At 50.6% G+C, this 11,606-nt stretch carries 12 protein-coding genes; all 12 read right to left on the minus strand.

From position 1 onward, the window contains the following. Nucleotide 1: 1 nt before the first annotated feature. The 12 genes from D889_RS0100310 to D889_RS0100365 are packed head-to-tail and all read right to left on the minus strand — an operon-like array spanning nt 2 to nt 11,579. A complete protein-coding gene (locus tag D889_RS0100310; protein WP_010630934.1) occupies nt 2-475 on the minus strand; it encodes a chemotaxis protein CheW in 474 nt (157 codons plus the stop codon). A 19-nt stretch (nt 476-494) separates the two neighbouring features. Continuing rightward, the gene (locus tag D889_RS0100315; RefSeq protein ID WP_010630935.1) at nt 495-2,546 is read right to left on the minus strand and encodes a chemotaxis protein CheA; all 2,052 of its coding nucleotides are present in this window, start codon (nt 2,544-2,546) and stop codon (nt 495-497) included. A gap of 6 nt (nt 2,547-2,552) precedes the next feature. After that, entirely contained in the window at nt 2,553-3,629 is a 1,077-nt protein-coding gene (locus D889_RS0100320; RefSeq protein ID WP_010630936.1) for a protein-glutamate methylesterase/protein-glutamine glutaminase, read from the minus strand. Next, the gene (locus D889_RS0100325; protein WP_010630937.1) at nt 3,626-4,528 is read right to left on the minus strand and encodes a MinD/ParA family protein; all 903 of its coding nucleotides are present in this window, start codon (nt 4,526-4,528) and stop codon (nt 3,626-3,628) included. The genes D889_RS0100320 and D889_RS0100325 overlap by 4 nt, the downstream gene beginning before the upstream one ends. Beyond that, nucleotides 4,518-5,609 (minus strand): flagellar biosynthesis protein FlhF, encoded by a 1,092-nt coding sequence (locus D889_RS0100330; RefSeq protein WP_010630938.1) that lies wholly within the window; start codon nt 5,607-5,609, stop codon nt 4,518-4,520. Before D889_RS0100330 ends, D889_RS0100325 begins: the two co-directional genes overlap by 11 nt. Then, nucleotides 5,606-7,639, minus strand: coding sequence for a flagellar biosynthesis protein FlhA (gene flhA / locus D889_RS0100335; RefSeq protein WP_010630939.1), 2,034 nt, complete (start codon nt 7,637-7,639; stop codon nt 5,606-5,608). The genes D889_RS0100330 and flhA overlap by 4 nt, the downstream gene beginning before the upstream one ends. Before the next feature lie 19 nt (nt 7,640-7,658). Continuing rightward, complete coding sequence (gene flhB, locus D889_RS0100340; RefSeq protein WP_010630940.1) at nt 7,659-8,747, minus strand: flagellar biosynthesis protein FlhB; 1,089 nt, start codon at nt 8,745-8,747, stop codon at nt 7,659-7,661. Nucleotide 8,748: 1 nt separating this feature from the next. Continuing rightward, nucleotides 8,749-9,525 (minus strand): flagellar biosynthetic protein FliR, encoded by a 777-nt coding sequence (fliR, locus tag D889_RS0100345; RefSeq protein WP_010630941.1) that lies wholly within the window; start codon nt 9,523-9,525, stop codon nt 8,749-8,751. A gap of 17 nt (nt 9,526-9,542) precedes the next feature. Next, nucleotides 9,543-9,812 (minus strand): flagellar biosynthesis protein FliQ, encoded by a 270-nt coding sequence (fliQ, locus tag D889_RS0100350; RefSeq protein WP_010630942.1) that lies wholly within the window; start codon nt 9,810-9,812, stop codon nt 9,543-9,545. Nucleotides 9,813-9,854: 42 nt separating this feature from the next. After that, complete coding sequence (fliP, locus tag D889_RS0100355; protein WP_010630943.1) at nt 9,855-10,532, minus strand: flagellar type III secretion system pore protein FliP; 678 nt, start codon at nt 10,530-10,532, stop codon at nt 9,855-9,857. Then, entirely contained in the window at nt 10,529-11,200 is a 672-nt protein-coding gene (fliO, locus tag D889_RS0100360) for a flagellar biosynthetic protein FliO (protein ID WP_010630944.1), read from the minus strand. Before fliO ends, fliP begins: the two co-directional genes overlap by 4 nt. A 16-nt stretch (nt 11,201-11,216) precedes the next feature. After that, entirely contained in the window at nt 11,217-11,579 is a 363-nt protein-coding gene (locus D889_RS0100365) for a response regulator (RefSeq protein WP_010630945.1), read from the minus strand. Between the last annotated feature and the right edge of the window lie 27 nt (nt 11,580-11,606).

The raw sequence follows: 11,606 nt of genomic DNA on the forward strand, positions 1-11,606 counted from the left end.
CTCAGTCCTTCAGCGACTTCAGATCATGAACATCCTGATCGCTCAACACTTTTTCAAGATTGAGAAGAATCAGGAGACGGTCGTCGTCCAGTGAAGCAATCCCTCTTATAAATGCAGCATCAAGCCCACCGACAATGTCCGGTGCCTGTTCAATCTGGCGGGTACCGAATTCAACGACTTCCCTGGCTGTATCGACAAGCATGCCGACCGTCAGATCGCCGCTGGTCACCACAATCACCCTGCTGTCCTTAGTGGCTCCGGCTGTTTCCATCCCGAACCGTTTCCGGACATTAATCACCGGTATGATCGATCCCCTGAAATTCATCACCCCTTCAACGAAGTCGGGTGCGTCAGGGACACGGGTCGCTGATTCCGGACGGACAATTGAAACAACCTGATCGATCGGGACCCCGTATGTATTTTCACCCAGTGCAAACAAGATAACTTTTTGTGTACCCATTTCATCGTTTTCCATATTGTTCGCCGCCCCCATATTAAGCATTTTGCGCTGATGCGTTTCGCTTTTGCGTCTCAACCAGTTCCTGGCAGTCCAGAATCAAGGCGACTTTACCGTCTCCCAGTATCGTAGCGCCGGAAAACTTGTGCACATGGCTTAAATAATCGCCGAGCGGTTTAATCACAATATCCTGATAGCCGGCCAGCAGATCGACAAGCAGCGCAATGTGCTTATCCCCGTGACGGATCAGTACGATCGACCGGGAACCGGCGACCGGTTTGCCAGAATCGGCGCACACCGGAACTTGAAGATAATCCTTCAGATCAATTACAGGTATGTAGTGATCCTGGTAGTGCATGACCTGCTGACGGCCGACGGACTGAATCCGGGTCTGTCGCTCCAGAGCTGTTTCGACAATTGAGCTCATCGGTATCGCATACGTTTCGTTTCCGGTCCGGATCAGCATCGCGTTAATAATCGAAAGTGTCAGCGGCAATTTTATCGTAAACTTTGATCCTTCTCCTTCAGCAGAAGTGACCGAAACGGTACCGCTGAGACTGCGAATCTTGCTTTCGACGACATCAAGACCGACACCCCGTCCGGAAATGTCTGATATTTTGTCCGCTGTGCTGAAACCTGAAGCAAACAGGAGATGATAGATCTCCTTATCGGTCAGTTCTGAAGCCTGATCCGCAGCGACCACACCTTTTTCGACCGCCTTAGCAAGCACTTTTTCACGGTTGATCCCGGCGCCGTCATCTTCAATTTCGATGTACACATGGTTTCCGCTGTGATAGGCACGCAGGTTCAGTGTCCCCTCAGGGTCTTTCCCTGCCTTCCGGCGAACATCAGGATGTTCAATCCCGTGATCCATGGAATTTCGGATCATGTGCATCAGTGGATCGCCGATCTCATCGATCACAGTGCGGTCCAGCTCTGTTTCGGCACCGGAGATTTCAAGGCGGACTTTCTTGTTCAGCTTCCGGGAAAGACTCCGGACCATCCTTGGAAACCGGTTAAACACCTGTTCTACCGGCTCCATCCGTAAATTGAGAATCGTTTCCTGAAGCTGACCGGAAACTCTCTTCAGTACATCGACCGAATCCGTGAGTTCCGGATTATCAAGGGCAGAGGATATCTTCTCAATCCGGCTCCGGTCGATGATCATTTCTTCAAAAAGATTGAGTAGCCGGTCCAGCCGGTCAAGATTGACGCGAATGGTTTTCGCAATCTTCTTTGGTTTTTCAACCCTTGTCCCAGTTGCAGCAGAGTTCCCGGATGCTGCTGTTGCGGACGGCACCGGTTCCGCGGACAGCTGACTTTCATAGGGGGTCAGCCGGATATCTTCAATTTCCGAGATACCCAGAACCGCCCGTTTCACGGCATCCGCATTCTGATCAGTAACCACGACATAGATGATTGAGGATTCAAAGGCTTCTTTTTCAATCGCTTCAGTGGATGGTTTGGATTTAATAATCGTTCCCAGTTCCTCAAGCGCGTTAGAAACCATTAAAGCCCTTGCCGCTTTCAGGACGCAATCTTTTCGAAGGATCACTTCCGTAATGAATGTGTGCTGGTGCTGCGCTAATGCCTGCTCGATCACTGCCTGTTCATAGTCTGTGAACGTCAGTTTCGAAGCCGCAGCGTTCCCGTTTTCGGCTTTATCCGGCTGCTCTTCCGGAGCCCTGCTGTCCGGTGTGTCGCCGTTCCGACCGTTAAGAAGTGCCTGTAATTTTTTAACAATCGCGGATGTGTCCTTTTTGTCATCCCCGCCTTTTTCTACCGAATCCACCATTCCTTCCAGCAGATCAAGGGCTTCATAGAGCACATCAACCATGGTCTGATCAGCTGCAGCTTTTTTCTGCCGCAATGCGTCGAAAACATTTTCCATGGAATGGGTCAGTTCCATCATGGTACTGAATCCCATTTGTCCGGAGCTCCCTTTCAATGTATGGGCCGAGCGGAAAATGCTGTTAATCAGTTCCGGATCGTTCTGATGCTCCAGAAGTTCCGATAATTTTTCATCCAGATTCTGCAAATGTTCTCGTGCTTCATCGATAAACACGCCCAGGTACTGACTCATATCCATCCCGGATCATCTCCTTATAAGGCCGAAGTGTCTGCATATTGCCGGTGCAACCTCCTGAACCGGACAGACCGTATCGATCTGCCCGGTATCAATCGCCGCCCTGGGCATGCCGAAAACCACGCAGGACTCCTGCGATTCTGCGATAGCGTACACGTCTCTGCCTGTTGTTTTCAAAGCGGTCAGCCCGTCGGCACCATCACGCCCCATCCCGGTCAGGATCGCAATCACAAAATTAAAATTTCTGATCTGTGAAAAGGAATCAAGGGTGACATCCATCGCCGGCCTGACCCCGTGAACTGGAGGCGTGTCGAGCAGGTGAACAGCAAGATTTACATCTGTTTGCGCCACAACCTGCAGATGTTTCCCGCCCGGTGCGATATAGACATGGCCCTTCTTAAGTACGTCTCCTTCGCCGGCTTCGGTCACCGGGCAGTCTGAGAGTCCGTCCAGGCGGACTGCCAGAGACTTGGTGAACTTCGGCGGCATATGCTGAACGACAAGAATCGGCGCCGGAAGTGTGCGCTGCAAACCGGGAACAACCGTCTGAAGGGCACGCGGACCGCCTGTCGATGTGCCGATCAGCACAAGTGACAACGGCTTTCCCGTCTCCCCTGTCTCCGGGGAGAAAGAAGGCCTTGACACTGAAGCCGGATTCTTCGCCCGTTGCGGCGGCTGCCGAACACCGGAGTGTGCCGCTTCCCGGATTTTCATTTGCAGCTGATGTCTGATTTCTTCAATTTCCTCCGGCCGTCCGGACGGCTTGAAAATGAAATCGAATGCACCGATGCTGATGGCATCGAGCACATAATTGACATTCCGGTCATCCGCACCGCTGATCATGATTGTCGGTGTCGGCTGCTCTGCCATCATCCGGTGAAGCACCTGGAGCCCGTCCATCTCCCCATCCATCACGATATCGAGGGTAACGACATCCGGATGATACAGGGCCATTTTCTTCAGCGCATCCTGTCCGTTTCTCGCCGTAGCGGCGACATGCAGTGCAGGATCTTCTTCAATCATGGCTTTCAGTGTCAGGCGCATGAAAGCTGAATCATCAACAACAAGTACCTGGACTGTTTTCATTGTCCGCGCCCTCCAAGTAACCGGAAATAATTTCTTACACGGCCGGCAAAGGAATGCAGCCCTGACGTGTCCATTAAATGATCCTGAGTGTCCGGACCGGTGCCGACCAGAAATGAAGCAGCAAGAAGACGCATCTCAACACTGTAGCGTGAGCCCGGGTTCTGAACGACACAGGGGATCTGGTCCCTGACGGAGCGCAGTACGGCTTTGTCCCGGTGCAGTGCGGTCAGCCAGCTGATGTCGGTTCCCATGAAACGGCTGGTCGCCTGTGACAGACGTATCCACGTATCTTTGCCCTCCTGAAGCGTGTCGACCATGTTGACGACACAGAAAAGGCTGAGCTGCGGGTTATGATGCAGCAATATTTTCAGGGCTGAATAGGCATCGGCCATGGCCGGAGGTTCCGGTGTTGTGATCAGAATGATCCGCTGCGCGGCAAGCAGAAAATGAAGCATGTTCTCCGATACACCGGCGCCAAAGTCAAAAAGAACGTAATCATAACGATGCCGCAGTGCTTCGATCTGATCAAGAAAAGCATCCAGGTTTCTTTCATCGAGCTGAAACAAATTGCCGAGTCCGCTTCCTCCTGCGATGCAGGAGAGGTTGTCAGGACCCTTGAAAACAACATCCTCAAGCCGAAGTTTATCAAGGATACAATCGGCAATGCTGAATTCTGCGGTTCTCCCGAGCATCTGATCAATGTTCCCCATGCCGACATCCAGATCAATCAGAAGAACGCTTTTCTTCATTCTGCAAAGGGAAATCGCAAAATTCAGGCTGAACACAGATTTCCCGACTCCGCCCTTACCGCTTAATATTCCGACGACCACACCCTGATGTGTCGCTTCGCTCATCGTCGCCATCATTTGCCGCAATTTCTTGGCCTGATCATTTATCATGTGTATCACCCAGCATCAGATTAATCAGTTCAGTTACATCAGGAGCCTGCAGATCATCAGGTACCTCCTGTCCATTAGTGACACAGACGATCTGCTTTTCCGGAAAATCAATCAAGGTGCTGACGATCGCCCCGTACGTCGTCGTCTCATCCATTTTCGTCAGGATCAGCTGATCAACAGGCAGCCCGTCAAATGAGCGGATCAGCCGGTTCAGATCGGCATACTTCGCCGTCGCCGCAAGCGTCAGGTATGGCCGGATCTGATCATTATCACGAATCATCGACGCCAGATCCCTGACGTATGCCTCATGCTGGAAATTTCGTCCGGCAGTATCAATATAGATCCGGTCGCAGCCGGAATATTTGACAAGCAGGGGCTTTAATTCACCGGCAGAATAAGCAACATCAACCGGAACGCTCAGCAAATCGGCATACGTCTTCAGCTGACTGATTGCCGCGACGCGAAAAGTATCCGTACTGACCAGTGCGATTTGCTTCCCGCCGCCGAGTACATCCCGTCCGGCCAGCTTGGCGATTGTTGTCGTCTTGCCGACTCCGGTCGGTCCGAGCAGCATGATCAGCCGCTGATTGGTCTCCGGCTTTCCGAAACGTTCCGGGTGCAAAAGCCTGACAAACGAAGCTTTCAGGATCTGGTTCATCTCCGGTTCACTCAGTGATTCATCGTGCTTGTACCACTTTTTCACCAGACCTTTCAGGATCAGGTCCACATGTTCCGGTTTCAGACCCTGCTCCGATAAGCGGGTCTCGATCTTCCTGAATGCATCGGGTCCGGAAAAATATTTATCGATCCGGCGGCGTTTCAAGGGCGCAGAAGGCACAGCAATCACATGGCTGTCCGCGCTCTTTCTATGTATCTTTTCGGCAGAAAGACGCGGTTCTTTTAATACCGGATCCGGATCACTTGCTGCAATCACTTCGATATGCTCTCTCTTTATCAGATTAAAGAAACGGCCGGTCGTCACCTTTTTCGTATGAAAAATAACGGCATCGTTACCTAATTCCTTTTTCACTTTGGCAATCGCCTGGGACATCGTCGGCGCCGTGAATTTTTTCAGTTTCATGCCGCATTCAACACCCCGATACTCTGAACTTCAACATTCGATTCGAGTTCATTATATGACAAAATATGTATATTCGGAAAATACCTTTCAGTCAGCTGATGGACGTACATCCGGATGGCCGGAGAACAAAGAATGACCGGATCACTGTCCATATCCGTCCATTTTTCGATCGACGCCGTCAGGTTCTTCAAAACTTGCGCTGTGGCGGCAGAGTCCATAGCCAGGTAGTTTCCATGTTCTGTTTTCTGAACAGAATCACTGATTTTACGTTCCAGGTCAGGACTGATGGTCAGGACTTTAAGTGCTTCGCCGGGTTTCGTAAATTGTTCCGTGATTTGCCGCGACAGAGCCTGCCGGACGTACTCCGTCAGGAGACCCGCATCATGCGTCATGGGTGCATAGTCAGCCAGCGTTTCAAAAATGACCGGCAGATTTCTGATCGATAAGTTCTCTTTCAGTAAATTGACCAGTACTTTTTGAACTTCACCGATGCTCATCGGTTCCGGTGTGACCGCCTCAACTAAAGCCGGTGCCTGTTCCTTCAGATGATCAACTAATTGTTTCGTCTGCTGGCGCCCGACAAGTTCCCAGGCATGGCGGCGGAGAACTTCGGTCAGATGCGTCGAAATGACGGATGGCGGATCCACAACCGTATAACCGGCTAATTCGGCCCGTTCTTTCGTCTGTTCATCAATCCAGAGTGCCTTTAGTCCGAAAGCGGGTTCCGTGGTTTCAATACCTTTAATTGATTCATCTTCCACACCCGGACTCATCGCCAGATAATGATCAAGCATCAGTTCACCGGTTGCAACAACGCTGCCGTTAATCTTGATCCGGTAATTGTTCGGTTCGAGCTGAATATTGTCGCGGATCCGGACGACCGGCAGAACAATGCCAAGCTCCAGGGCGAGCTGGCGGCGGATCATCACGATCCGGTCGAGCAAATCACCGCCCTGACTGCTGTCGGCGAGGGGAACAAGGGCATAGCCGAACTCAAATTCAACCGGATCCATCTGCAGCAGATTGATCACGTTCTCCTGATTCTTAAACTCGGACTCTGCTTTCTGATCCGCCGCTGCATTTTCCGAGTTTTTCACTGCCGTCTGCCGGCGACGGATCATCAGCCCGACAATGATCAGCAGCGCAGCGATCGGCAAGGTGGCAACCAGGCCAATCGGTGTCAGTCCGAGAATCAGAATAACCGTTCCGGCAACAATCAGCATCACCGGATAATGGAGCAGCTGATCGGTGACTTCCCTGCCCATATTCGTTTCTGAAGAGGATCGGGTAACGATAATGCCGGTTGCTGTAGAAATCAGAAGCGCCGGGATTTGGCTGACAATTCCGTCGCCGACGGACAGAAGGCTGAATGTCTGGGCGGCATCCGAAAATTGCATGCCTTGTTGCGCCACACCGATGATCATGCCAACAATCAGGTTGATTGCAACAATAATCATGCTGGCAATCGCATCGCCTTTGACAAATTTGCTGGCCCCGTCCATCGCGCCGTAAAAATCAGCTTCACGGGTAATGTTTTCTCTTCTTCGCTTCGCTTCACGATCATCAATCAGCCCGGCATTCATATCGGCATCAATACTCATCTGCTTGCCCGGCATCGCATCCAGAGTGAACCGTGCCGCAACTTCTGCAACACGTTCGGCACCTTTTGTAATGACAATAAACTGGACAATGATCAGGATCAAGAAAACTACCAGACCGACAATAACGTTGCCCGATACAACAAACTGTCCGAACGCGGCAATAACTTTTCCGGCATCCCCCTGTGTCAGAATCAGGCGCGTTGTCGATACATTAAGCCCAAGCCGGAAGAGGGTCATCACAAGCAAAAGGGATGGAAATACGGAAAAATCCAGCGGTCCGGTCACATTCAGCGTGACCAGAAGGATGGTCAGCGCCAGTGAAATGTTCAGAATGATCAGGAAGCTGAGCAGCGCCGGCGGCAGCGGAATGATCAGCATCATGACAATAGCCACAACACCGACGATGACGATGAAATCTGTTCTTCTCAATGGTCTTTTCTCCTCCTGATCAGGCTTTTCCAGTCAGCCGATAGACATAAGCCAGAATTTCCGCAACAGCCTGAAAGAACTGCTCCGGTATACTGTCTCCGATGTTCAGCTGGAAATACAGCGCCCGGGCTAACGGTTTTTTCTCGACAATCGCGACACCGTTCTCTCTGGCCACAGTTTTAATCCGGAATGCGATAGAATCCGCTCCGCGGGCAACAACCTGAGGTGAGGTCATCTTTTTCGCATCATACCTTAAAGCAACCGCAAAATGTGTCGGGTTGGTGATGACGACATCCGCCTGAGGTACTTCCTGCATCATCCGGTGCATCGCCATCTGTTTCTGCCGTTCCCGGATTCTGGACTTTACCTTCGGATCGCCTTCCATATTTTTATACTCATCTTTGATATCCTGTTTTGACATGCGCAGGTTCTTCTCATAGTCAAAACGCTGATAGAAATAATCAATCATTGCCAGAGCAATCAGTGTCACTGAAGCAAACAGGCCCATGTTCACCACAATGCCGGCCATCGTCGCCAGTCCGGCATTCAGCGGCTTCTCAGCCGATTCCACCACTGGCTGCCGGTTAAACCAGATCACGGTGAACGCCACCAGCCCGATGACCAGAATCTTGAGAATGGATTTAAACAACTCCATGACGGCCCGGAAGGAATAAACACGTTTTAAGCCTTTCAAGAAACTGATCCGTTCCGGTTTAAATAAGATGTTCTCCGGAGTGAAAAGAAAGCCGATCTGAAGAATCTGTCCGGCTGCGCCCGCAACCAGGGCAACGACCAGAACCGGGATCAGCAGGCCGACCGAACGGACAGAAAGATCATAGAAAAACCGTTGAATATTATTTTCCGTCAGATCGAGATTCAGCTGATCCCGATAGATATGGGCAACAAGGCTGGCAATATTCCCGCCGAAAGTCGCACCGGCCACTTTAAAATAGATGAAAAAGGCGAGCAGACTCACCGCCGTACAAAGGTCGAGGCTTTTAAAAACATTGCCCTTTTTCCGGCTTTCCTGCCTTTTGTGAGGCGTTGCTTTTTCGGTTTTTTCTCCGTCAAAATAACGGAGGTTCAGTTTGAACCGGAATGTCGCCATTTCATGAACTCCCCAGCAGCTGCATTATCGTACTGAACGCATCGGTCATTGAATCGAAAATGAACCGGAATAAGACAATAAAAGCGGGAAAAACAATGAGCATCAGAATAAATCCAACGATGATTTTCAACGGCAGTCCGACAACAAACACATTGACCTGAGGAACTGTCCGGGCAATCAGTCCGATCGCCACATCAACAAGAAAAAGACACCCGACAATCGGAAGCGACAGCTGCACGCCGATCAGGAGCATCTGGCCGGTCAGCCGGGTCAGAAATTCAGCCAGATTTCCTGAACCGAATGAGACGTTCAGGCTGTTCAGCGGGATCACCCGGAAACTGTCCATCATGCCGTTGAGCAGCATATGATGTGCGTCGACCCCCAGGAAGAATAACATCTGGAACAGATAAAGCAGCTGTCCGGTCAGCGGCGTCGCTGATCCGTTTTCCGGACTGATGATATTGGCAATAGCGAAACCCATCTGCAGGTCAATCACCGCACCGGCAAACTGAACGGCATAAGTAAGTATGCCGGCAACGAAGCCCATCGTCAGTCCGACCAGTACTTCCTTGACGATCAGCAGAACAAATGTATCGTCCAGCGGTACGCTCTGACTTTCGAAAAGTGTCAGATCGATAAGGATGGATAGAACGGCTGCCAGTCCGATTTTCACATTTGCCGGAATCGTCCGATACGAGAAAATCGGCATGACCGCAATGAAACTTGAGACTCTGGCCAGTATTAATAAAAAAGCGGGAAGTGCATTTAATAGTGCCACGAAAACCTGATCCTTTTCTACCTGATATAGTTCGGAAGACTGGAAAGAATGTTCTGAGTAAACGTCAGCATTTTAGAGAGCATCCAGGGACCGAAAAGGATCAGTCCGAAAAACACAGCCAGAATTTTGGGAATGAATGCCAGCGTCTGCTCCTGAATCTGTGTCGCCGCCTGAAAGATACTGATCACCAGGCCGACAACAAGGGCAATCAGGAGCAGCGGGCCACAGACCATAATAATCACCATGACACTCTGATCCGCGATTGAAAGAACTGTCTCGGCACTCACCGGCATCACTCTTTTCTCTGAATTCTATCATGCTCCCAGAAGCTAATGAAAACTTTTCAGCAGCGATTCAACAATCATGTACCATCCGTCGACCATGACAAACAACAGAATTTTAAAGGGCAGCGAGATCATCACCGGCGGCAGCATCATCATCCCCATCGCCATTAACACACTGGCGACAACCATATCGATGACAAGGAACGGGATAAAAATCATAAATCCCATCTGAAAAGCTGTTTTCAGTTCGCTGATGGTAAACGCCGGAACCAGAGCGGTAAGCGGAATGTCCTGGATCCTGGACGGCGCTTTATATTTTCCATAACTCATGAACAGCTGAAGATCCTTTTCTCTGGTTTGTTTCGCCATAAATGTCTTAACCGGATCTTCAGCACGCTGAATCGCCTGCTGCTGGGTTATTTTCCCCTTCATATAAGGCTGCAGTGCACTGGAATTGATCTGACCGTACACCGGAGCCATAATAAAGAACGTCAGGAACAAGGCAAGTCCGATCAGTACCTGATTCGGAGGCGTTTGCTGGGTCGACAGCGAAGTTCTTATAAAGGAAAGAACAATGATGATCCGTGTGAACGAAGTCATCAGGATCAGAATTGCCGGAGCCAGTGAAAGAACGGTCAGTAAAAGCAGCAGCTGCACCGTCGTTGCCACGCCCTGAGGCTGAGTGGTGAAGAAGCTCGTCGGAATACCCGGAATCGTGTTCATTTTTTCCTGGCCTCCCGGACAAACTCGCTCATCTTTTCAGACCGCTCACGCTTCAATACATCCAGAAAACTTCTCAAACGTTCCATAAGTGCCTGCCGGTTCCTGTCCGGTTGGACGTCTTCCTTGCCCGATGTCCAGCTCAATAACTTATACACACCGTGCTCAATCGGATCCGGTGCGTCCGTCCGGCTGGTCAGTGCGTCAATCTCCGACGGCTCGCTGATTTCTTTAAGCAGCTGGACATTATCTCCGACACCGACGACCATCACTTTGTTGCCGAGCCGGATGAGCTGGATCGACCGGTTTGGACCGACGGAAACGCCGCCGAGATTCTTGAGATGATTTCCTTCTTTAAATCTACCGGTTCGTTTCGCAGCAAACCGGTACAAGAGATAAATCAGCGCAAGAACGAGTAACAAAGAAAAAACGATCTTGATAAAATCCAGAAACAGATTCGATCCGCCGTACAAAGTGGTTGATGTGGCATTGCTGCTTGTTGCTGCACTGCTTCCCCTGTTCTGCTGGGACTTCTGCCCGTTTTTCTGCTGCTGCAGCATCTCCTGTACGGTTCCGTTTCCGGAATCTGCGGCAAATGCCTCGGCATCAGGTAAAAAAATGATCATAAGAGCGACAATCACTGAGATCAGTCCTCTGAAGAACAATGCCACACCTTCTCTTCTCCTGTTACCCAAGTGTCTTTTTAATTGCCTCGATCACTCTGTCCGCCTGAAATGGCTTTACGATAAAATCTTTTGCCCCTGCCTGAATCGCGTCGATCACCATCGACTGCTGACCCATAGCCGAGCACATGATCACTTTGCACCCGGCATCCAGAGCCTTGATTTTGCGCAGTGCCTGAATGCCGTCCAGCTCCGGCATGGTGATATCCAGTGTGACCAGGTCCGGCTTCAGTTCCTCATATTTTGCTACTGCTTCATTGCCGTTTGCGCCTTCACCAACCACTTCATAGCCGTTCTTGGCAAGAATATCTTTCAACATCATCCTCATAAACGCTGCATCATCTACGATCAGAATGCGACCACTCACTGTTATCCCCCCAAATTTACCTTTCAT

It is taken from the genome of Sporolactobacillus vineae DSM 21990 = SL153, from assembly GCF_000377985.1.
Classification (GTDB): domain Bacteria; phylum Bacillota; class Bacilli; order Bacillales; family Sporolactobacillaceae; genus Sporolactobacillus; species Sporolactobacillus vineae.